The sequence below is a fragment of the Enterococcus alishanensis genome, from assembly GCF_019218635.1.
Classification (GTDB): domain Bacteria; phylum Bacillota; class Bacilli; order Lactobacillales; family Enterococcaceae; genus Enterococcus_A; species Enterococcus_A alishanensis.
The window spans coordinates 657,965-680,866 of record NZ_JAHUZB010000002.1 but is presented as its reverse complement, the minus strand read 5'-3'; the positions used below and the strand labels follow the sequence as shown (position 1 = coordinate 680,866).

General features: G+C 36.0%; 16 protein-coding genes and 5 tRNA genes. 16 read left to right on the top strand and 5 right to left on the bottom strand.

Annotated features, from left to right (window positions below; translation table 11 throughout):
- Positions 1-3: 3 nt before the first annotated feature.
- From KUA55_RS06860 to ilvA, 13 genes are all read left to right on the top strand, one after another.
- Positions 4-76, top strand: a tRNA-His gene (locus KUA55_RS06860).
- A gap of 8 nt (positions 77-84) precedes the next feature.
- Positions 85-156 (top strand) — tRNA-Gln (locus tag KUA55_RS06855).
- Positions 157-192: 36 nt separating this feature from the next.
- A tRNA-Cys gene (locus tag KUA55_RS06850) sits at positions 193-263 on the top strand.
- Between the two features lie 20 nt (positions 264-283).
- A tRNA-Leu gene (locus tag KUA55_RS06845) sits at positions 284-367 on the top strand.
- Positions 368-1,360: 993 nt separating this feature from the next.
- Positions 1,361-1,945 carry a helix-turn-helix domain-containing protein gene (locus tag KUA55_RS06840; RefSeq protein WP_218325430.1) on the top strand — a complete coding sequence of 195 codons (585 nt, stop codon included), beginning with the start codon at positions 1,361-1,363 and terminating at the stop codon, positions 1,943-1,945.
- A 773-nt stretch (positions 1,946-2,718) separates the two neighbouring features.
- The gene (locus KUA55_RS06835) at positions 2,719-3,129 is read left to right on the top strand and encodes a hypothetical protein (RefSeq protein ID WP_218325429.1); all 411 of its coding nucleotides are present in this window, start codon (positions 2,719-2,721) and stop codon (positions 3,127-3,129) included.
- Between the two features lie 240 nt (positions 3,130-3,369).
- Complete coding sequence (locus KUA55_RS06830; RefSeq protein WP_218325428.1) at positions 3,370-3,909, top strand: DUF924 family protein; 540 nt, start codon at positions 3,370-3,372, stop codon at positions 3,907-3,909.
- A 662-nt stretch (positions 3,910-4,571) separates the two neighbouring features.
- Positions 4,572-4,644, top strand: a tRNA-His gene (locus tag KUA55_RS06825).
- Positions 4,645-5,375: 731 nt separating this feature from the next.
- Positions 5,376-7,055 carry a dihydroxy-acid dehydratase gene (gene ilvD / locus KUA55_RS06820; protein ID WP_218325461.1) on the top strand — a complete coding sequence of 560 codons (1,680 nt, stop codon included), beginning with the start codon at positions 5,376-5,378 and terminating at the stop codon, positions 7,053-7,055.
- Between the two features lie 11 nt (positions 7,056-7,066).
- Complete coding sequence (gene ilvB, locus KUA55_RS06815) at positions 7,067-8,773, top strand: biosynthetic-type acetolactate synthase large subunit (protein WP_246601410.1); 1,707 nt, start codon at positions 7,067-7,069, stop codon at positions 8,771-8,773.
- Positions 8,774-9,250 (top strand): acetolactate synthase small subunit, encoded by a 477-nt coding sequence (gene ilvN, locus KUA55_RS06810; RefSeq protein WP_218325427.1) that lies wholly within the window; start codon positions 8,774-8,776, stop codon positions 9,248-9,250. It begins immediately after the preceding gene.
- Between the two features lie 50 nt (positions 9,251-9,300).
- The gene (gene ilvC / locus KUA55_RS06805) at positions 9,301-10,296 is read left to right on the top strand and encodes a ketol-acid reductoisomerase (RefSeq protein WP_218325426.1); all 996 of its coding nucleotides are present in this window, start codon (positions 9,301-9,303) and stop codon (positions 10,294-10,296) included.
- Positions 10,297-10,307: 11 nt separating this feature from the next.
- Positions 10,308-11,564 (top strand): threonine ammonia-lyase IlvA, encoded by a 1,257-nt coding sequence (ilvA, locus tag KUA55_RS06800; protein ID WP_218325425.1) that lies wholly within the window; start codon positions 10,308-10,310, stop codon positions 11,562-11,564.
- A gap of 45 nt (positions 11,565-11,609) precedes the next feature.
- Here the strand turns inward: ilvA and KUA55_RS06795 are convergent, their stop codons facing one another.
- From KUA55_RS06795 to KUA55_RS06785, 3 genes are read right to left on the bottom strand one after another with little or no spacing between them, the layout of a single operon-like run.
- On the bottom strand, positions 11,610-12,368 hold the full coding sequence (locus KUA55_RS06795; RefSeq protein ID WP_218325424.1) for an ABC transporter permease: 759 nt from the start codon (positions 12,366-12,368) through the stop codon (positions 11,610-11,612).
- Positions 12,349-13,005 carry an ABC transporter ATP-binding protein gene (locus tag KUA55_RS06790; protein ID WP_218325423.1) on the bottom strand — a complete coding sequence of 219 codons (657 nt, stop codon included), beginning with the start codon at positions 13,003-13,005 and terminating at the stop codon, positions 12,349-12,351. Before KUA55_RS06790 ends, KUA55_RS06795 begins: the two co-directional genes overlap by 20 nt.
- The gene (locus KUA55_RS06785; protein WP_218325422.1) at positions 13,002-13,274 is read right to left on the bottom strand and encodes a hypothetical protein; all 273 of its coding nucleotides are present in this window, start codon (positions 13,272-13,274) and stop codon (positions 13,002-13,004) included. The genes KUA55_RS06790 and KUA55_RS06785 overlap by 4 nt, the downstream gene beginning before the upstream one ends.
- Before the next feature lie 229 nt (positions 13,275-13,503).
- Between KUA55_RS06785 and tuf the strand changes: the two genes are divergently transcribed.
- Positions 13,504-14,691 (top strand): elongation factor Tu, encoded by a 1,188-nt coding sequence (tuf, locus tag KUA55_RS06780; protein WP_218325421.1) that lies wholly within the window; start codon positions 13,504-13,506, stop codon positions 14,689-14,691.
- An 89-nt stretch (positions 14,692-14,780) separates the two neighbouring features.
- Here tuf and KUA55_RS06775 read toward each other — a convergent pair whose 3' ends face one another.
- The gene (locus KUA55_RS06775; RefSeq protein ID WP_218325420.1) at positions 14,781-15,518 is read right to left on the bottom strand and encodes an amino acid ABC transporter ATP-binding protein; all 738 of its coding nucleotides are present in this window, start codon (positions 15,516-15,518) and stop codon (positions 14,781-14,783) included.
- Positions 15,518-17,701, bottom strand: a complete 2,184-nt coding sequence (locus tag KUA55_RS06770; protein WP_218325419.1) for an amino acid ABC transporter substrate-binding protein/permease — start codon at positions 17,699-17,701, stop codon at positions 15,518-15,520. The genes KUA55_RS06775 and KUA55_RS06770 overlap by 1 nt, the downstream gene beginning before the upstream one ends.
- Positions 17,702-17,927: 226 nt before the next feature.
- Here KUA55_RS06770 and uvrB point away from each other — a divergent pair, with 226 nt between their 5' ends.
- Together uvrB and uvrA are read left to right on the top strand one after the other, a co-directional pair.
- The gene (gene uvrB, locus KUA55_RS06765; RefSeq protein ID WP_218325418.1) at positions 17,928-19,922 is read left to right on the top strand and encodes an excinuclease ABC subunit UvrB; all 1,995 of its coding nucleotides are present in this window, start codon (positions 17,928-17,930) and stop codon (positions 19,920-19,922) included.
- Positions 19,923-19,994: 72 nt separating this feature from the next.
- Positions 19,995-22,817 carry an excinuclease ABC subunit UvrA gene (gene uvrA / locus KUA55_RS06760; RefSeq protein WP_218325417.1) on the top strand — a complete coding sequence of 941 codons (2,823 nt, stop codon included), beginning with the start codon at positions 19,995-19,997 and terminating at the stop codon, positions 22,815-22,817.
- Positions 22,818-22,902: the final 85 nt, after the last annotated feature.

Here is a 22,902-nt window from a genome sequence, read left to right as displayed (position 1 = left end):
ATGGCGATCGTGGCGAAGTGGTTAACGCACCGGATTGTGGCTCCGGCACTCGTGGGTTCGATTCCCATCGTTCGCCCTCTTTATTGGGGTATAGCCAAGCGGTAAGGCAAGGGACTTTGACTCCCTCATGCGTTGGTTCGAATCCAGCTACCCCAGTTATCTGTTTTATTTTGCAGATATTAATAGTATAATGGCGGTATAGCCAAGTGGTAAGGCAGAGGTCTGCAAAACCTTCATCACCGGTTCAAATCCGGTTACCGCCTTAGTACTAATTTTATTACATGCCGGCGTGGCGGAATTGGCAGACGCGCTGGACTCAAAATCCAGTGCCCTCACGGGCGTGCCGGTTCGACCCCGGCCGCCGGTATAAAAAGACCTACTCATTTGATATCTAATGAGTAGGTCTTTTGTTTTGCCTATAAACATTTTGCAAGATGGATCGGTCAAAATTTTTCTATGTGGAATCATCTATATTGGATACTTTTGGGGGATGCTTCAAAATAGATATTAAGTATATGGGTTGTTTTTAGAACTTACTACATTTGAATTAAAGCTAATTTTTTTGCTGAAAATCAACTTAATTTCCAATTGTTTCTATATTTCCCAAAATAATATATCATCAGTTTGACCGATTTTATCTGGTTAGCTGAGGATATTTATTTTGTTTTACCTATTACATAAATTTTTCCAGATGATCGGCATTTTTTTAACTTGTTAGATAAAGGTGACTATACACGTCATAGTTGATTGTACTAGAAGAATGACCTAAGTGTTTTTTAATTATATTTTCCTTTGTCTCAAACAAAGTTAAAAATGCATTGAACTGTTCAGATATTCCAGTGCTTAAAATCTATAGTTTGTCTTTAGAATTTGTTAGCCACTTTATGTAAGGTTAAATTAAGCTCAGGATCTGTTTGTCAATGTCTAAAATCAGTCAATCTAAGTTGACCTGAGCTGAAAGTTGGTTCATTAGCTCTTTAAGCTTGCCTCTATAGTGTTTGGTTCATGGATTGTCGAGAGAGAATTAACTATAAACATGTGAGAAATCTGTGAAGAAAGATTAGCTTGGAATAAACGATTTGTTTTACGTAATTGATTGCCTATCTTTCGGTCAATTAAAAGAAGAGTTACAAAACATTAAATATAAGACTAATCATCTACGAGATGATTAATACTATAAATATAGTTCTTTTTTCTAGTTAAGGAACTGGCTTAAGTACAGAAATTTCATTATTAGAATTAAAAACCTCGATTGAATGACTGTAAACAAACGTGTACACTTAAATATAACTCGTTGGAACTATTAATAGACAGACAAAAGTATGCTTTCACGTTAATCTAAAATCATTAGGAGGACAAAATGAACTTTAGTAAACAATTAAAAAAATATCGGGAAATAAACAAGTTTTCTCAAGAAGTGCTGGCTGAAAAAATTTTTGTTACTCGACAAACTATTTCAAAATGGGAGAATGATAAAAGCTATCCAGATATTCATAATTTAGTTGCCTTAAGTATTCTTTTTGATATCTCACTAGATGAATTAGTTAAAGGAGACGTGGATACTATGAAAGATACCATTGCGAGCAAAAGAATGGATCAAGATAGTAAAAAAATGTTGCTTTTCTTGGTTTTAGCATTAATTATAGGGGTGCCTAGTATGTCAATTTTTTCTTGGTGGGGATTTATTCCTTTCGTCACTCTATGGGGAATTGCTATGATATTTGCATTTAGAATTGAGAAAACTAAAAAGAAATACGATATAAAAACGTATAAAGAAATTATTTCTTTCACTGAAGGACACAGTAATTTGGATGAAATAAGGCTGCAACGAAATCAAAAAAAGGATATTAGAGCTAAAATTCTTATTATATTAGGATTTGTACTTGCGGGAGGTATTCTTACTTTTGTAATTAGTATGCTGACTGAGGTTTTTACGAATCACTAAATAGTAGTTTATATAATTCTGATTAAATAAGTTATAAAATCCTTTATTAACACTAAGTCCACATAATGATTAGTAAACATAATAGGTTTTGCTAGAAATCCTATCGGCCTCGATAGAATTGTTTGATGAATTAACATAATACTCAGTGGTGGATGGAATAATCCATCGCTTTTTAGTGTCTTCATAAATCGCTATTCTCATGGTTGCCGTAAATGGACATTAACCACTGAATGATTACTCTGTTTGGGAGGCATAATTTTTTTCCCAGGTTTTGGTAGGATTCAGAAAAAAAGTATGTGAGTGTGAGGAATGTTTCATTGAGAAATTGATGAAATTTCAAAGTTGGAGTTTCATGTTCATTTTGATAAGCTGAAAAATCTTGGCGTAGTTGAAATCTAAAAAAGGTATTTAGTTTTAAAAATTTGTATGAAATTATTTCAGAAGTGTTAACTTCGTTTCTGCCATTATAATATGGAGTTAAGTAAGGAAGATGATTTATTAAATCAGAGTGTAAGGTTAAGATTTTAATTTGTTGTTGAAGTTAAATAAAACTGTCAATCACTCTATGTAATTGTCCAGAATAAGGTTGATAATATTTTGAGAATCATCTACTAAGAAGAATTATATTTTAAATAAGTGATCCATTTAATGTAATTAATGATCCATTAAAGTGAATTGTGATAGAACTGGGGTTTCAAATGCTTGATTTGTTACTATCAAATATATTTGTTATTCTATTAATAGTTATTAACTAAAGTGATAAAGAGGTTAGCATGGGATTAATAGTTCAACATGATGAAATTATCTCTTTCTTAAAAGAGTTAGAGATTTATAGTGGAGAAGAGTTAATAATATATGTAACTTTGAAAACAACCCAGCCATTATATGTACGAATGAATTATTTGAATTTGGACAATTATATAGTTCAAGGCGCGTGGTTAGCCATTAGTGAAAAGGATATTAAAATATTACCTGTCAATCAATTGGGTAAATTAGTGGATAATGTCTCAGTTATCTATCGAGATGACATTGCTGATTTTATCATTAAGAAAAATTTTCTACTGTACAGTATTTCAATTACTGATTTGAAGGACAATGTGGTTCAGTTTAATGTCTCAAGCAAAGTATTAGGCAATAAAAACCATCATAAAGATTTCGTGAAATTATTAAATAAGATAAAGTAGATCAATAATTATTTGAAAATTTTTCTTTAATAGTTAACTTTATAGTGATTCGGTGTATCTTGAAGTATGGAAGAATATATTCGTATAAGCTATGTGGTTTCTTTAAAGGATTTATGCTAGGGAGTAAAACTTTAAGAGTTTACATAGAAGGTAAGTACAAGTACAGGATAATTGTTTTATTCACATTGATTATTCGTAGTTAATGAGCAGTGATATTTATTTCAAAAGGAGGAAACAACGATGGAGAGTCAAACAGTATTGGATTTTTGGTTTACAGAGTCAACAACAGAGCAATGGTTTAAAAAAGATGAGGTTTTTGATCAAACAATTAATGAACGTTTTGGAGCTTTACACAAACAGGTGTCTCAAGGAGAGAAAGCTTTCTGGAGGGATACTATTCAAGGAAGATTGGCTGAGATTTTGGTTTTGGATCAATTTTCCCGTAATCTATTCCGTGATGATCCTCGATCTTTTGCTTATGATGGTATGGCTTTAGTCTTAGCCCAAGAAGCAATTGGCAAAGATGAGTTAAACGAGTTGACTGTGGAGGAGAGATCGTTTGTTTATATGCCATTTATGCATTCTGAATCGCTAGCTATTCATCAGCAAGCATTGACACTATTCTCAGAACCTGGCATGGAAAACAATCTAGATTTTGAAAAACGCCACCGCGATATTATTGAACGCTTTGGACGATATCCTCATAGGAATGCTGTACTGAATCGTTCTTCAACACCAGAAGAGTTAGCGTTTCTAAAGGAACCTAATTCATCATTTTAAAAAGTCTTCTGTGTTTAATAAAATGGTTAGTCACAATAATTTAATTGATGAAATAATTAGTTGAATTTGGAATTACCAATAAGCATTAGCCCATCTTAGAGCAAAAATTACGATGGTAATTAGCTGAACTATCTATGGTGTATTTATGTATAGTTAACTTCAACTTTCAGTGGCTTTTAATGTCAATTTCAGAGTATCTACCTTAATTCATGCCTTAATAATAGAAACTTTGCTTGCTGATTGGGAAATTATAGGAAGTAGTCAAACATCTAAGCTAAATATGCGATAAATTAGGGATTTGTTGTAGACAATTACTAGGAGAAATGCTATTCTAATATAGTTGATAATCTAGAAGGCATATAAAATAACTATTTACACCACATAAATAGCTATCATGCCTGTTAAAAAAATCTTTAAAAACAGTGTTTTATGATGGTTTTCTAGAAGTCTTCGATAACAGATTAAACAAACCAATCAAAACTGGTTAAAAATATTGATATATGCATCTTTTTCGGCTATAAGGGGTTCAAATTGGATTTATTGAACAGCTCAAAATTCAGTTCCCTCACGAGTGTGCCGGTTCGACTCGCCCGCTGGTATTGACGAAGATGTGATATCAATATATCTTATTTTTTTCTTTGAATTATTTAAATGATGCCATGGCGATCGTGGCGAAGTGGTTAACGCACCGGATTGTGGCTCCGGCACTCGTGGGTTCGATTCCCATCGTTCGCCCTCTAGACTCAATTTTTTGTTGAGTCTTTTTTTATTGAAAAAAATCTTAAATAAAACTAAGTAAAGGTATTGATAATTTAACCAAACTATTGATGTAATTTTGAAATTAGAATCTATCCAGGAATAAAAAAAGAAGCTTATTACGAGTAATTAAAAATTAATTTGGAGTAGGCTTTTTATATATAGATTTTAATGGATTTGATATTTATTAATATAAACTCATCGTTAGACTCAACTTTTGTTGGGGTCTTTTTTTATTCAATATTAGAATTTTTTGCAAAAAAATTTCTTGTGGATTAATCCATCTTAATTATCAATTATCTTGAAATTACCGTATATTTTTGCAATGTAAAAGAGCGCGATTATCTATTAGTACATTTTTTTTTACTATTCATTATTTAAATTTTAGATAATTGGAGGATAGAATGAAAGCGGATGAGGTTTTGATTAGCTTACAATTAGAAAAAAAGGTTTTTGTAAATAAAAACTCATTGACTTTTAATTTTAGTAAAGGTATAGTATAAAAAATCAATTTTTTAAAAAAAGGAGCCGATTTCAATGCGTAGACTTAATAGAGAATTTTTAATCGTCTTATTAATTAGGTGCAGGACTTAGAACATTCAGGAGAAGTTTTCCGAATTGTTTGAGTCCTATTCGTGTAGAATCGGGATTCTTGCAAAAGCATCCCAGTTATTATCTGGGATGCTTTTTTTGTTGAAGGAGATGGAATGATGAGAAGCGATAAAATTAAAAAAGGTATTGATGCAGCACCAGCTAGAAGTTTACTTTATGCAACGGGTCAAGTGAAAAATATCGAGGAGATGAATAAACCATTTATTGCTATTTGTAATTCTTATATTGATATTGTTCCTGGTCATGTCCATTTAAGAGAATTGGCTGATGTTGCCAAAGAAGCGATTCGAGAAGCTGGTGGGATTCCTTTTGAGTTTAATACGATTGGTGTGGATGATGGCATAGCGATGGGACATATTGGTATGCGGTATTCGCTACCTAGCCGAGAGTTAATTGCAGATTCTGCTGAAACGGTAATTAATGCTCACTGGTTTGATGGCGTTTTTTATATTCCTAATTGTGACAAAATAACTCCTGGAATGATTATGGCAGCTATGAGAACCAATGTGCCTTCAATTTTTTGCTCAGGTGGTCCCATGAAAGCTGGAGTGGATCCGACTGGCCATCAAACTACTTTATCTTCAATGTTTGAAGCAGTGGGTGCCTTTAAAGATGGCAAAATGAATGAAAAAGACTTTTTATTTATGGAGCAAAACGCTTGTCCGACTTGTGGTTCTTGTGCCGGAATGTTTACAGCAAACTCTATGAATTGTTTGTTAGAAATGTTAGGTCTTGCTTTACCTGGAAATGGCACTATTTTGGCAGTCTCGGAAGAACGCAAAGAATTAGTCAAAGAATCAGCTGTTCATTTAATGGATTTAGTTAAAAAACAAATCAAACCGAGAGATATTGTAACAAAAGAGGCAATTGACGATGCGTTTGCTTTGGATATGGCAATGGGTGGCTCTACAAATACCGTTCTTCATACGTTAGCAATTGCCAATGAAGCTGAAATTGATTATGACCTAGAAGCAGTTAATAGTATCGCGGAAAAAGTTCCTTATTTATCTAAAATTGCTCCATCTTCTGCTTACTCAATGCATGATGTTCACGAAGCAGGTGGTGTTTCAGCTATTATTCATGAATTGGTTGATATTGATGGCGCGATTCATCCGGATCGAATCACTGTTTCAGGAAAAACATTACGAGAAAATGTTGCTAAAAGGACAATTCAAAATCCTGAAGTCATTCATCCAAAAGAAAATCCGTATAGTCCGGTTGGTGGTTTATCAATATTATATGGTAATTTGGCACCAGAAGGCAGTGTAATTAAAGTTGGTGGTGTTGATGCCAGCATTAAAACTTTTACTGGAGAAGCGATTTGTTTTGATTCTCATGATGATGCAGTAGCAGCAATTGATGACCATACAGTTAAAGCTGGTCATGTGGTGGTTATTCGCTATGAAGGACCAAAAGGTGGTCCGGGAATGCCGGAAATGTTGGCGCCAACGTCAAGTATTGTGGGACGTGGTTTAGGAAAAGATGTTGCACTAATTACAGACGGTCGGTTTTCTGGGGCGACACGTGGAATTGCTGTAGGACATATTTCACCAGAAGCTGCTAGCGGTGGTCCGATTGCTTTAGTGGAAGATGGAGATGAAATCACGATTGATTTAACAAATCGTCATTTAAATTTAAACGTGAGTGATGAGGTTTTAGCCAAACGAAAAGACCAGCAACAAAAATTTGTACCTAAAGTGAAGACTGGTTGGCTGGGTCGTTATTCAGCCTTAGTTACTTCAGCCCATACAGGCGGCATTATGAAATTACCAGAGTAGGAGGATTGCTAATGGAAAAAATTGATCCAGCTTTCATGCCAGAAGCTAAACAAAATGGTGCAGAGATTTTAATTGATACTTTAATAAAGCAAAATGTAGAAATGATTTTCGGTTATCCGGGCGGTGCGGTATTACCTTTATATGATACTTTGTATGATGAAAAAATTCCCAATATCTTAACTCGTCACGAGCAAGGTGCTGTTCATGCAGCTGAAGGGTATGCAAAAGCCACTGGAAAACCTGGAGTCGTATTAGTGACAAGTGGTCCAGGAGCTACGAATGTAGTGACTGGAATTGCAGATGCTATGAGTGATTCGTTGCCTTTAGTTGTCATAACGGGACAAGTTGGAACTCCGGGAATTGGTAAAGATGCTTTTCAAGAAGCAGACATTTTAGGCATCACATTACCAATTACCAAACACAATTATCAAGTGAGAAAAGTTGAAGATATCCCTAGAATTGTCAATGAAGCCTTTCATGTGGCTACGACTGGTCGAAAAGGACCGGTAGTAATTGATTTACCAAAAGATATGACAGTAGCTAAATGTGATCCAAGTAAAGACAATGTTGTTTTTTTAGAAAGCTACCAACCAAATACGCAGCCTTCTAAATTGCAGTTGACTCGTTTGATGAACCAGTTGGAAAAAGCAAAAAAACCGGTTGTCTTAGTTGGCGCTGGGGTAACAGCCGCTGAGGCACAAGCAGAATTCTTACAGTTTGTTGAGAAATATCAATTACCCACGGTGGCGACTTTATTAGGTTTAGGGATTCTACCCAGCAAACATGAATTATTTCTAGGAATGGGCGGTATGCATGGAACTTATGCAGCTAATATGGCTTTAATGGAAGCTGACTTGTTAATTAATATCGGCAGTCGCTTTGATGATCGTTTGGCAACTTCAGCTGAAAATTTTGCCCCTCATGCAAAAATTGCTCAAGTTAATATTGATCCTGGTGAAATCGGAAAGGTTATTGCCGTAGATATTCCGATTGTGGCTGACGCTAAAGAAGCTTTAAAAGAAATGTTAACGTATGAAATGAATCAGCCAAAACAGGAAGCTTGGTTAGAGAAAACGTTGGCAAATAAAATAGCTCATCCTTATCATTATCAACTAAGTCAAACATCGATTAAGCCACAGCAAGTGATTGAATTAGTAGGTGAAATAACCAATGGTCAGGCCTATGTCGCCACCGATGTTGGTCAGCATCAAATGTGGACAGCCCAATTCTATCCTTTTAATTTCCCGCGACAATTGATCACTAGTGGTGGACTTGGCACGATGGGTTATGGTATTCCAGCAGGTATTGGTGCGAAAATAGCTCATCCTGAAAAAGAAGTGATCGTTTTTGTAGGTGATGGTGGCTTTCAAATGACCAATCAAGAAATGGCGATCTTAGTGGAAAATAATTTATCTATTAAATTTGTTTTACTAAACAATCGTTCGTTAGGAATGGTTCGTCAGTGGCAAGAACGTTTCTTTAATGAAAGACGTTCACGATCAGAGTTTACTCATCAACCAAACTTCTGCAAAATTGCTGAGGCCTATGATTTAGCAAGCTTCAAAATTACTGAACCAGAAAATTTGATGGAACAATTGCAGGAAGCATTTTCTTGTGAAGGTCCTGCTTTAATTGAAGTTTTAGTGGATAATCGTGAACATGTTTTACCAATGGTTCCAGCAGGTCAACCAAATGATCAAATGTTGGGAGTTGAATAAATGCGCAGAATGATTACAGCAATTGTTCAAGATGAGTCTGGTGTACTAGGTAGAATGACGGGCGTATTAAATCGACGGCAAGTCAATATCGACAGTATCTCAGTTGGTAAAACTGAACGAAAAAATTTTTCCCAAATGACTTTTGTAGTCCAAGCGGATGACTTGGCAGAAATTGAGCAAGTAACCAAACAATTAAACAAACAAATTCCAGTCTTAAAAGTTTCGGATATCACTGATGAGCCCCACTTAGAACGGGAATTGGCATTGATTAAAGTTAATGCTCCCGCCACTCAGCGCTCAGAAGTACAGGCCGTAATTGAACCTTTTCGAGCTGATGTTGTCGATGTGGCATTAAAAACGATTGTCGTCCAAGTAGCCGGATCGGCAGAAAAAGTCAATGCTTGCATTGAAGTACTTCAACCTTATGGCATTAAAAAATTAGCAAGAACAGGAATTACTGGATTTAGACGTGGTTAACAGCAGCAGTGCTTTTAATAGATATTAAGCAAAAAATGGAGGAATCGTAGATGGTAAAAGTTTATTATGATGAGGCAGTAACAGAAGATGTATTAACAGGAAAAACAGTAGCAATTGTGGGGTATGGCTCGCAAGGTCACGCTCACGCGCAAAACTTACGGGATAATGGTCATGACGTGGTGGTTGCTGTTAGAGAAGGAAAATCGGCGGAAGCAGCACGTAATGATGGTTTTAAAGTAGCTAATGTTGCTGAAGCAACAAAACAAGCAAATGTTGTGATGATCTTAGCTCCTGATGAAGTTCAAGGTGGATTATATGAAAATGAGATTGCACCAAATTTAACTGCCGGTGATGCACTAGCTTTTGCCCATGGATTTAATATCCATTTTGAAGTTATTACGCCGCCTAAAGATGTGGATGTCTTTTTAGTTGCACCAAAAGGTCCTGGACATTTAGTGCGTCGTACTTTTACAGAAGGATTTGCGGTACCAGCTTTGTTTGCGGTTTATCAAGATGCTACTGGAAAAGCAACTGAATTAGCTTTGTCTTATGCTAAGGGAATTGGTGCAACCAGAGTTGGTGTGTTAGAAACAACCTTTAAAGAAGAAACTGAAACAGATTTATTTGGAGAACAAGCAGTTCTGTGTGGTGGTTTAACCTCTATGATAGAAGCTGGATTTGAAACATTAGTTGAAGCAGGGTATCAGCCTGAATTGGCTTACTTTGAAGTTTGTCATGAAATGAAATTGATTGTTGATTTAATTTATGAAGGTGGCTTCAAAAAAATGCGTCATTCCATCTCTAACACTGCTGAATACGGAGATTATGTTTCAGGTCCGCGGGTAATTACTGATGCGACGAAAGAAAACATGAAAGCTGTCTTAACAGATATCCAAAACGGTAAATTTGCTAAAGGCTTTATCGATGATAATAAAAATGGTTTTAAAGAATTTGAAGCAATGCGTGAAAAAAATGCTGGACATCAAATTGAGGCCGTTGGTAGTGAGCTAAGAAAAATGATGCCGTTTGTTACTCAAAAAGATTAGAGGTGAAGCTTTTGGATTTAGTAACTGATCAAGATGTTCGTGAAGCCTTTCAAACAATTAAACAGGCTGTAACACGAACGCCATTGCAACATGACCGATATTTATCAGAAAAATATCAAGCCAATGTTTTACTAAAAAGGGAAGATTTACAAAAAGTTCGATCTTTTAAATTACGTGGTGCTTATTATGCAATCAAACGACTTTCTGCCGAAGATTTAGCGAAAGGAGTTGTTTGTGCTAGTGCTGGAAACCATGCTCAAGGGGTGGCCTTTACTTGTCACGAATTGAAAGCTCAAGCTGATATTTTTATGCCAGTCACTACACCTCAACAAAAGGTAGGACAAGTTCGCTTCTTTGGTGGGGATGACGTAACGATCCACCTAGTAGGGGATACTTTTGATGCAGCTGCTACAGCTGCAAGACAATTTACCGAAGAAAATGGAAAAACTTTTATTGATCCTTTCGATGATCAGGCAATTATTGCTGGTCAAGGTACTTTGGCTTTAGAAATGATGACAGATGCGTTGCAAGAAGGCTTCAAACCTGATTATGTCGTCTGTGCGATTGGTGGCGGAGGATTAATCAGTGGTGTTTCATCTTATGTAAAAAATACCGAACCTTCTACAAAAATTATTGGAGTGGAACCTGCTGGGGCAGCTTCTATGCAAGCAGCTTTTGATCAAGGTGAACCAATTGAATTATCTGAAATTGAAAAATTTGTCGATGGCGCAGCAGTCAAAAAAGTTGGTCAGCAGACTTATCAGCATGCAAAAAAACAAGTCGATCAATTAGTCGCTGTTGATGAAGGTTTAGTATGTTCGACTATTTTATCACTATATGGAAAACAAGCAATTGTTGCCGAACCAGCAGGAGCTTTAAGTGTAGCAGCTTTGGAGCTGTTGAAAGAAGAAATTAAAGGGAAGACGGTTATCTGTGTCATCAGTGGTGGAAACAATGATATTAATCGGATGGCTGAGATTGATGAGCGGTCACTTGTTTATGAGGGATTAAAACATTATTTTGTAGTGAATTTCCCTCAAAGACCTGGTGCAACTAAGGAATTTGTTCAATCGGTTCTAGGCCCTGAAGATGACATTACACGTTTTGAATATACTAAAAAAATCAATCGTGGAACTGGTCCAGTTTTGTTAGGAATTTTATTACAAAATGCAGCTGATTTAGATAAGTTACTGACTAATTTGAAAAAATTTGATCCTCAGTACATTGATTTAAGTCAAAATAAAATGTTGTATAGCTTGTTAGTCTAAAAAAATGCCAGAAAGGACGTCTTCGCGTCACTTCTGGCAATTTTTTTAATCCCTTAATTGATGATTGTGATTGTAATAATGGGTGTAAGCTGTATAACCAGCAATAATGGAACCTAAGCTGGTTGTTGAAAGTAGCATAAAAGTAACCATGATTTGGTATTTAATCGCATGCACGGGATCTACACCAGCGAAAATTAAACCAGACATCATTCCAGGTAGGCTAACCAAGCCAACAGTTTTGGCAGAATCAATCGTAGGCTGCATAGCAGTTTTAATGCTATGTCTCAAAATATCTTGAGAGGACTGTTTGATGGTTGCTCCTAGAGCCAGTTTTTCTAAAATTTGTTGTCGTTGATCTTGGAATTTTGCCTGCATATTGCGATAACATAAACCAATAGCAATCATTGAATTACTAGCGATCATCCCAGTTATCGGAACAATTTGTGAAGGAATAAAATTAATCGCGCCTGCCAATAATAAAACACCCAAGGTCACATAAGTACTAACAAAAATCGCTAACAAAGAATGGAAAAACTTCTTATGCTGATTCGGATTTCTTCTATGGGCATTCCACGAAGCATTTAGGACAATAAATAAGCTCATTAGGGATGTCAGTATGGTATTGTCAACTTGGAAAATATATTTAAGAACAAAGCCAACAATGACTAATTGAATAATAGCTCGTGTGATGCTGAAAAGAATATCTTTTGATAGATCGAGTTTTTCTCGCATACTAATGAATACAGCAATTAATACGAGGGCAAAAGCGATAAATAATGATGTATTATCCACGGCTAGGTTCATAAGCTAATTTTCCTCCTTTAATCCAAAGCACTTTTTTTGCTTGGTAAATTTCTGTTTCGTCGTGGGTCACTTGGATAATGGTGACCCCAGTTTGTTGCAGTTGATCAATCAGTTGATGGACAATTTTTTTACTGTCTTCATCCAAACCGGTTGTTACTTCGTCCAGTAGTAACAGTTTTGGCGAAAATAATATATTGCGAATTAGAGCAACTCGTTGTTTTTCACCGCCAGAGAGTTCAGTAATTTTTTTATCTAAATAAGACGCGGGTAAAGCGACAGCTTTTAACTTCTCCACGGCAGCTTTTTGATTAAAAGGTAAATTACGAACTTCAAAAGGAAAGCGGAGATTGTCGCCAACAGTTTCTCCAAACAATGTAGGTTGTTGGAAACAATAGGAAACTTCTTTACGATAGTCGGTATAAAGATAATCGGTTTGTAATTGTTCTTCAAGATATATTTTTCCAACAGTTGGTGTTACTAATGAAGCAATTATTTTTAATAAGGTACTTTTACCGCCGCCAGAAGGTCCGGTGATCGTAATAAAATCTTGTGTATCAACGTTTAAATTTATATCACTTAAGATGATTTTATCATTTGATAGACGATAAGAAATATTTTCAACTTTTAATAGAGTCAATTATTTTTGTCCTTTCTATAGGGAATCACGATAAAAACTTCGGGATGATTCGGTAACTTTAATTCTTTTAGTAAATCTGAGTCATGAGGAATAATTTCTCCTAGTTCATCGTATCGGTTTTTAAAATAATCTAATATTTGCTTTTCAGACCACTGGCGAGCTGGAAAGTGTTGATATTTTCCAGCAACAACGAAATAAACAAAACCAACACTAAAACTTTGTTTAATATGTATAGGAATTTCAGCTAGTTTTTCTTGAAATGATTTCATGTTTTTCTCCTTTTCATACTTTATTTTCATTATTACTTAAAAAGTCAATTTCGTCCAATGCAATTTTTTGATGCAATTGCTTGACTTTGACCATTTTTGATGTATTATGTGTTTATAGTTCTTACAAAAAGTAAGGAGTGTAAATCTTTTCATTTTTAAAAAAAAGATTTATAATGAATCCGTGAAGTTTGAGAGAACTTTTTAAAATTCTTAGGAGGTCTGTATTATTATGGCAAAAGCACATTATGATAGAAGTAAACCACACGTTAACATCGGTACAATTGGACACGTTGACCATGGTAAAACAACACTAACAGCAGCAATTACAACAGTATTAGGTAAAAAAGGATTAGCAAATCCTCAAGACTATGCAAGTATTGATGCAGCACCAGAAGAAAGAGAACGTGGGATTACTATTAATACAGCCCATGTTGAATATGAAACTGAAAAACGTCACTATGCACATATCGATGCACCAGGACACGCGGACTATGTTAAAAACATGATTACTGGTGCTGCCCAAATGGATGGCGCAATTCTAGTTGTATCTGCAACTGATGGTCCTATGCCACAAACACGTGAACATATCTTATTATCACGCCAAGTGGGTGTTAAATACTTAATCGTCTTCTTAAACAAAGTTGACTTAGTAGATGACGAAGAATTAATCGACTTAGTTGAAATGGAAGTTCGTGAACTATTATCTGAATATGGTTTCCCAGGTGATGATATTCCTGTTCTTAAAGGTTCTGCTTTAAAAGCTTTAGAAGGCGATCCTGAACAAGAAGCAGTAATCATGGAATTAATGGATACTGTTGATGAATATATTCCAACTCCAGAACGTGACACTGATAAACCATTATTACTACCTGTGGAAGACGTGTTCTCAATTACTGGTCGTGGTACTGTTGCTTCTGGTCGTATCGACCGTGGTAAAGTATCTGTCGGCGATGAAATTGAAATCGTCGGAATTAAACCAGAAACTCAAAAAGCAATTGTAACTGGTTTAGAAATGTTCCGTAAAACTTTAGATTATGGTGAAGCAGGGGACAACGTAGGTATCTTATTACGTGGTATTACACGTGATGAAATCGAGCGTGGACAAGTTATTGCTAAACCTGGTTCAATTACACCACATACTAAGTTTAAAGCTGAAGTTTATGTATTGAGTAAAGAAGAAGGTGGACGTCATACACCATTCTTCAATAATTACCGTCCTCAATTTTACTTCCGGACAACTGATGTTACTGGTAATATTATGCTTCCAGAAGGAATTGAAATGGTAATGCCTGGCGATAACGTGACAATCGAAGTTGATTTGATTCACCCAGTTGCCATTGAACAAGGTACAACTTTCTCTATTCGTGAAGGTGGACGTACAGTTGGTTCTGGTATTGTTTCAGAAATCGAAGCTTAATTTGATAGTGAAGGAGTATTGCAGAGATGCAGTACTCTTTTTTTTAATATGAAAAAAAGCACGTCGAGTTTACTCGGCGTACTTTTACTTTATACATTTAAAACTTTATTCAAGAAATCTTTGGTTCGTTCGTTATGAGGATTGCCGAAGACTTGTTCTGGAGTACCGTCTTCTAAAATTTTACCACCGTCTGTGAAAATAACTCGATCGGCAACTTCTTTTGCAAAGCCCATTTCGTGGGTTACGATAGCCATTGTCATCCCTTGCAAGGCTAAATCTTTCATAACTTGTAGTACATCTCCAACCATCTCCGGATCCAAAGCAGAAGTAGGTTCATCAAACAGCATGATATCAGGATTCATAGCTAACGCTCGGGCAATCGCTACACGTTGTTTTTGACCACCGGACAAACTATCAGGATAAACATCTTTTTTCTCAGCCAGTCCAACTTGTGCCAACAATTCTTCACCTCGTCTGTCAGCATCTGCTTTTGAAGTGCCTTTTAAATCCATTGGTGCCAAAGTAATATTTTGTAAAACAGATAGATGAGGAAACAAATTAAAATGTTGAAACACCATTCCGATGTGTTGGCGGACAGCATTAATATTGGTTTCTTTTGAAGTTAAATCTTGACCATCTACTAAAATTTGCCCAGAAGTTGGATCTTCTAAGCGATTTAAACAACGAAGAAATGTACTTTTTCCTGAGCCAGAAGGGCCGATAATACAAACCACTTCGCCTTCTTTAATGGTTAAATTTAAATCATCTAAAACGGTATTGTCGCCAAATTTTTTGACGAGATTTTTTACAACTATTTTTTCACTCATTATTTCACCTTCTTATCTAAGCGATTAGCAAGTTTTGTTAAAATCGTGATTAAGACCAAATACATAATAGCAATAATTAGGTAGACATAAGAACTTTGCGTCGTTCGTGCCACGATAATTTTACCAGTTTGTAGTAATTCCACTACCCCAATGGCCGAGATAATTGTTGTATCCTTCAAACTAATAACAAATTGATTAATAAAAGAAGGAATCATAATTTTGACTGCTTGAGGTAAGACAATTTTTTGCATCGTTTTATTATAGCCTAACCCTAGACTACGGGAGGCTTCCATTTGACCAACTGGTACAGCGTTAATCCCGCCGCGAACAATTTCGGCGATATAAGCACTGGCATTCAGGGTTAAGGTAATTATTCCTGCTGCAAAATCGGGAATGGTAATACCAGTCATTCCAGGCAAGCCAAAGAAAATGAAGAAGGCTAATACCATCATTGGAATCCCACGGATGATATCAATATAGATTCCAGCAATTGTTCTTAACCAGCCGATTGGAGATACTCGGAACAAACCAAAAATCACTCCGAGAATTAAAGCTAAAGCAAATGAAACCAAAGCTAAAACAATGGTATTCCATAATCCTTCTAATAAGGCAGGATAATTATTTTTGATTAGACCCCAAATGGTAGATTCGTCTACACTGTCAGCATTACTATTTTCTGATGAGCTTTCATTACCGATATAGGTATTGACAATCTCATCATATTCTCCGGTTTGTTTTAATTCTTTCAAGCCTTCGTTAAACATTTCGATTAATTCTGGGTTACTCCCTTTTTTAACGGCAAAACCGTATTGTCCGCCAGATTCTCGTTCAATTGGCGTTTTCAAGGCTTGTCCTTGATTAATGGCATAACCGATAACAGGATAATCATCCATCATAGCATCAATTGAACCAACTTTAACTGCATCATATAATTGATCGGCAGTATCAAAGTTTTTGACGTCAAAATCATATTCTTTAGCATGACTTTGTAACCAGTCAGAACTTTCCGTACCCACTTTTGCACCGACAGTTTTTCCAGCCAGATCATCATAGCTTTTTATATCATCGTTATCTTCAGCTACAGCAAGCTGAATACCGCTATCAAAATACGAATCAGAAAAATCATAATTTGCTTTTCTTTCATCCGTCATGGTCATACCAGCAATCATGCCGTCGCCTTGACCAGAATCTAAGGATTGCAATGCCGCTGAGAAGCCGATATATTTCATATCTAAAGTAAATCCTTGCAATTCAGCAATCCGCGTTAATAAATCAACGTCGATTCCTTTATAAACACCGTCAGCGTCTTCATACTCAAAAGGCGCAAAGGCTGAGTCACTGACAACTGTGTAGCTATCCTTTAATGGTGTGATTTTTTTCATTTCAGAAACCGAACTAGAGGTAGTTGTAGCATTATCTGATCCAGTTGAAATATATTCATTTAAAATTTCATCATATTTTCCACTGGCTTTTAATTTTTTAAGTCCGGCATTGAATTTTTTCAAAAGTTCACTATTTTCACCTTTTTTTACCGCAAAGGCGTAAGGATTACTTTCTTGTTGGTCGCCAACTAATTTAAAATCTTGGCCGCTTGTTATCGCATAGCCTAAGACTGGATAATCATCAAAAATCGCTTGCACGTTATTATTGTTAAGGGCATTATACATAGCATCAGCAGCATCATAATTTTTGATTGAGTAGCCATATTTATCTTGGTTTTCTTCTAAAAAGCTAGCACTTTGAGTTCCTACTTTAGCTGCGACAGTTTTTCCTGACAAATCATCATAAGAACTAATTTCATTGTCGCTAGCTTGAATAGCCATCTGAATACCGCCATCAAAATAAGAATCAGAGAAATCAAAAGTTTTTTCTCGTTCTTTCGTCACGCTCATGCCAGCAATCATGCCGTCTAACTGATTTGATTGCACGCCTTGGATGGATGAATCGAATCCAAGTGGTCGCAAATCTATTTTGAAGCCTTCTTCTTTGGCAATTTCATTTATTAGATCAACATCAACTCCGACGTATTCACCAGAACTATCTTGGAATTCAAATGGAGCAAAAGTTAAATCTGTTCCAATTTTATAAGTTTTTTCTGCTGCTTCATTAGTTGAAGCAAATCCCAATGTTAGAATCCCTACCAACATGAAAAACAGATACATTAAAAATTTGTTCTTTTTCATATGTTTCCTCCTAAATCTTTTGCATTCACTTATTATATTGTAGGAAAAGGATAAATGACAAGTAAATTAGAACCCAGAATAAAAAATAATCAGAAACTTCTTACATCTGATGTTAGATTATTGGCAATAAAGAAAATATTAACTATTCAAGAGTAAAAAATAGCGAAAGTATGTTCGGTATGATATAATTTGTTGTTGAGATTTTATTTTGAAAGGGGCGTATATAATGATCGATAGACAGACCGAAAACACTTTTGATCTGCATTCAAAATATCAGCCGGCTGGTGATCAACCAGCAGCTATTAACCAATTATCTGAAGGGATTGTTGATGGAAAAAAGGCTCAAATCCTTTTAGGTGCAACAGGTACAGGGAAGACTTATACAATTTCTAACGTAATAAAAGAAGTAAATAAACCAACTTTAATCATTGCTCATAATAAAACTTTAGCTGGACAGTTGTATGGGGAATTTAAAGAATTTTTCCCAAACAATGCGGTCGAGTATTTTGTTAGTTATTATGATTATTATCAACCAGAAGCATATGTCCCTTCCAGTGATACATATATTGAAAAAGATTCCTCTATTAATGATGAAATCGACAAATTGCGACATTCAGCGACAAGTTCTTTATTAGAACGAAATGACGTGATAGTGGTTGCTTCAGTTTCTTGTATATTTGGATTAGGTTCACCAAAGGAATATCAGGAACAAGTTGTTTCATTGCGAGTTGGTATGGAGATGGACCGTAATCAATTATTACGTAATCTAATTGATATCCAGTTTGAACGAAATGACATAGATTTCCAACGGGGGCGTTTCCGCGTAAGAGGAGATGTTGTCGAAATATTCCCAGCTTCAAGAGATGAACGGGCATTACGGATTGAATTTTTCGGTGATGAAATTGACCGCATTCGTGAAGTTGACGCACTGACTGGTGAGGTTGTTGGTGAGACAGAGCATGTTGCAATCTTCCCAGCTACTCACTTTTTAACAAACGAGGATCATCTAGAAAAAGCGATTGCCAACATTCAAAAAGAATTAGATGAACGATTGGAAGTTTTGAAAGCAGACAATAAACTACTTGAGGCCCAACGTTTAGAGCAACGGACAAATTATGATATTGAAATGATGCGGGAGATGGGGTATACCTCTGGGATAGAAAATTATTCACGCCATATGGATGGCCGTTCTGAAGGAGAGCCACCGTTTACTTTAATTGACTTTTTTCCAGATGATTTCTTATTAGTAATTGATGAATCTCACGTAACGATGCCACAAGTTCGCGGAATGTATAATGGCGACCGGGCTAGAAAACAAATGTTGGTAGATTATGGATTCCGTTTACCATCTGCATTGGATAATCGTCCACTACGCTTAGAAGAGTTTGAAGAACGAGTGAATCAGATTGTTTATGTTTCTGCCACACCTGGACCTTATGAATATGAACAAACAAATACCGTAATCGAACAAATTATTCGACCAACGGGATTATTAGATCCAGTTATAGAAGTTCGACCGATCATGGGTCAAATCGATGACTTAGTTGGAGAGATTAATGAACGTGCTGAGAAAAATGAGCGGGTCTTTATTACGACTTTAACGAAAAAGATGTCTGAAGATTTAACAGATTACTTTAAAGAATTAGGAATGCGGGTCAAATATCTCCACAGTGATATTAAGACGTTAGAACGAACGGAAATTATCCGAGATTTACGTTTGGGAAAATTTGATGCGTTAATCGGTATTAACCTGTTGAGAGAAGGATTGGATGTGCCGGAAGTTTCATTAGTGGCTATTTTAGATGCTGATAAAGAAGGTTTCTTAAGAAGCGAGCGTTCATTAGTGCAAACGATTGGACGGGCTGCAAGAAATTCATCTGGTAAAGTTGTCATGTATGCTGATAAGATCACTGATTCGATGCAAAAAGCAATGGATGAAACCTCTCGTCGTCGGGAAATTCAAGAAAAATACAATCAAGATCACAATATGGTTCCAAAAACAATTATCAAAGAAGTACGAGAACTGATAAGTATTAGTAAAGTTGCTGAAGATCAAGAAATTTCTTATGACACAACTTCTTTTGACGAATTATCTAAGACAGAGAAAAAAGAATTTATTGCTAAAATGGAAGATGAAATGCGTGAAGCCGCAAAAGCTTTAGACTTTGAAACGGCAGCGACTTTAAGAGATGCAATTCTTGAATTAAAAGCAGCTGAGTAAAAATTGAGCTTTTTTCGGTTGAAAAGATTATGCTTAAAAAAACAATGAATTTATAAGAAACAGGAGTAAACTATGGCAAATGATAAGATTGTAATCCATGGTGCGAGAGCCCATAATTTAAAAAATATTGATGTCACTATCCCACGAGATAAAATGGTGGTAGTGACAGGTCTTTCTGGTTCCGGTAAGAGTTCTTTGGCTTTCGATACTTTGTACGCAGAAGGCCAACGACGATATGTTGAAAGTTTATCTGCTTATGCCCGTCAATTTTTAGGACAAATGGATAAACCTGATGTCGATAGTATTGATGGCTTAAGTCCAGCCATTTCGATTGATCAAAAGACGACTAGTAAAAATCCACGTTCAACAGTTGGTACAGTAACTGAAATAAATGATTATCTACGGCTTTTATTTGCACGCGTGGGGCATCCAATTTGTCCCAATGATCACATTGAAATTACTTCTCAATCAGTTGAACAAATGGTAGATAAAGTTTTAGACTTACCTGATCGAACGAAAATTCAAATCTTAGCTCCAGTGATTAACAAGAAAAAAGGCCAACATAAAAAGGTCTTTGAAATGATTCAACGAGAAGGATATGTTCGAATGCGGGTAGATGGTGAAGTCTATGATGTAACCGATGCTCCTGAATTAGAGAAAAACAAAAAACATGATATTGCGATTGTGATTGACCGAATTGTTATCAAAGAGGGTATTCGTTCACGATTATTTGATTCTTTTGAAGCAGCATTGAGACTAGCAGACGGCTATGCTTTGGTTGATGTTATCGGAGAAGAAGAAATGTTATTTAGTGAACATTATGCCTGTCCATATTGTGGCTTTACTGTTGGTGAATTAGAACCAAGGCTATTCTCTTTTAATGCACCATTTGGCGCGTGTCCAGAATGTGATGGTTTAGGCGTAAAATTGGAAGTTGATTTAGATTTAGTGATTCCTGATACGACTAAAACTTTACGGCAAGGGGCTTTGATTCCGTGGAATCCAATAAGCTCTCAGTATTATCCGCAAATGTTGGAACAAGCAGCAACAAGTTTTGGTATTGATATGGATACACCATTTGAAGATTTACCGGAAGAACATAAAGATATTATATTAAATGGTTCTAAAGGTGAAAACTTCCATTTCCACTATGAAAATGATTTTGGTGGTGTCCGTGATGTAGAAGTTCCTTTTGAAGGGATTATCGCAAATATAGATCGTCGTTATCGCGAAACAAATAGTGACTTCACGAGAGAGCAAATGCGACTTTATATGACTGAATTAACTTGTCAAGCTTGTCGTGGCTACCGTTTAAATCCACAAGCTTTGTCGGTTCAAGTAGACGGAAGAAATATTGGTCAAGTTAGTGAAGGTGCGATTAATCAGACATTAGAATTTTTCGAGGCTGCTAAACTAAGTGACCAAGAAACTGTGATTGCTCAACCCATTCTGAAAGAGATTGGTGACCGCTTAAGTTTCTTAAAAAATGTTGGTTTAGATTATCTAACATTAAGTCGAGCAGCTGGAACTTTATCAGGTGGTGAAGCGCAGCGAATTCGCCTAGCAACTCAAATTGGTTCGAATTTATCAGGCGTTTTATATATTTTAGATGAGCCTTCGATTGGTTTGCATCAACGAGACAATGATCGTCTGATTCAGTCATTACAAAAAATGAGAGATCTAGGAAATACACTAATTGTGGTGGAGCATGATGAAGATACGATGCGGGCAGCCGATTATTTAATTGATGTTGGTCCAGGAGCTGGTGATGAAGGTGGAGAAATCGTGGCAGCGGGAACACCAAAACAAGTAGCTAAAAACTCCAAATCTTTAACTGGGCAATATTTATCTGGAAAGAAATCAATACCAATTCCTAAAGAGCGCCGCGAAGGTAATGGCAAGGAAATCAAGGTGACTGGTGCAGCGGAAAATAACTTAAAAAATATCGACGTAGCCTTTCCTTTAGGCAAATTCGTTGCGGTGACTGGTGTTTCCGGATCTGGGAAATCTACTTTAGTTAACCAAATCTTGAAAAAAGCCTTAGCACAAAAATTAAATCGTAATTCTAACAAACCTGGTAAATTTAAAAAGATTACTGGTTATGATCAAATTGAAAAACTAGTCGATATTGACCAAAGTCCAATTGGACGAACACCAAGAAGTAATCCAGCAACCTACACTAGTGTGTTTGATGATATTCGTGATTTATTTGCTAAAACTAACGAAGCTAAAATTCGTGGTTACAAAAAAGGACGATTTAGTTTTAACGTAAAGGGCGGTCGATGTGAAGCTTGTAAAGGTGATGGCATTATCAAAATCGAAATGCATTTCTTGCCAGATGTTTATGTGCCTTGCGAAGTTTGTCATGGGAAACGTTATAATTCTGAGACCTTAGAAGTCCATTATAAAGGAAAAAATATTGCTGATATTTTAGAGATGACAGTGGAAGATGCGGTTGAATTCTTCAAACATATTCCTAAAATTCATCGTAAACTAAAAACAATTGTCGACGTAGGTTTAGGCTATGTGACGATGGGACAACCGGCAACTACTTTATCTGGTGGTGAAGCTCAGCGGATGAAATTAGCTTCAGAACTCCATAAAAATTCTAATGGGAAAAACTTTTATATCTTGGATGAGCCAACTACTGGTTTACACACTGATGATATTGCTCGTTTGTTGAAGGTTTTAGAACGCTTTGTTGATGCAGGTAATACGGTATTAGTAATTGAACATAATTTAGACGTGATTAAATCAGCTGATTATGTGATTGATTTAGGTCCTGAAGGCGGCGATGGTGGAGGAACTATTTTAGCAACTGGTACACCTGAAGAAATTGCTAAAGTGAAAGAAAGCTACACCGGCTATTACTTAAATCGTGTGTTAGATAAATAATTTTAAAAATGCAAGCGGGAAGAACAGCTCTTCTTTGCTTGCATTTTTCTTTGTGGTATTATTGAAAGGACTAAGTTTAGAGGGG

Bases quoted from the DNA above. Each gene is read 5' to 3' on its own strand.
- KUA55_RS06835 (WP_218325429.1), top strand. From the start codon at position 2,719: ATGGGATTAATAGTTCAACATGATGAAATTATCTCTTTCTTAAAAGAG.
- ilvN (WP_218325427.1), top strand. From the start codon at position 8,774: ATGCGCAGAATGATTACAGCAATTGTTCAAGATGAGTCTGGTGTACTA.
- ilvD (WP_218325461.1), top strand. From the start codon at position 5,376: ATGAGAAGCGATAAAATTAAAAAAGGTATTGATGCAGCACCAGCTAGA.
- uvrA (WP_218325417.1), top strand. From the start codon at position 19,995: ATGGCAAATGATAAGATTGTAATCCATGGTGCGAGAGCCCATAATTTA.
- tuf (WP_218325421.1), top strand. From the start codon at position 13,504: ATGGCAAAAGCACATTATGATAGAAGTAAACCACACGTTAACATCGGT.
- KUA55_RS06770 (WP_218325419.1), bottom strand. From the start codon at position 17,701: ATGAAAAAGAACAAATTTTTAATGTATCTGTTTTTCATGTTGGTAGGG.
- KUA55_RS06840 (WP_218325430.1), top strand. From the start codon at position 1,361: ATGAACTTTAGTAAACAATTAAAAAAATATCGGGAAATAAACAAGTTT.
- KUA55_RS06785 (WP_218325422.1), bottom strand. From the start codon at position 13,274: ATGAAATCATTTCAAGAAAAACTAGCTGAAATTCCTATACATATTAAA.
- KUA55_RS06775 (WP_218325420.1), bottom strand. From the start codon at position 15,518: ATGAGTGAAAAAATAGTTGTAAAAAATCTCGTCAAAAAATTTGGCGAC.
- ilvB (WP_246601410.1), top strand. From the start codon at position 7,067: ATGGAAAAAATTGATCCAGCTTTCATGCCAGAAGCTAAACAAAATGGT.
- ilvC (WP_218325426.1), top strand. From the start codon at position 9,301: ATGGTAAAAGTTTATTATGATGAGGCAGTAACAGAAGATGTATTAACA.
- uvrB (WP_218325418.1), top strand. From the start codon at position 17,928: ATGATCGATAGACAGACCGAAAACACTTTTGATCTGCATTCAAAATAT.
- KUA55_RS06830 (WP_218325428.1), top strand. From the start codon at position 3,370: ATGGAGAGTCAAACAGTATTGGATTTTTGGTTTACAGAGTCAACAACA.
- KUA55_RS06795 (WP_218325424.1), bottom strand. From the start codon at position 12,368: ATGAACCTAGCCGTGGATAATACATCATTATTTATCGCTTTTGCCCTC.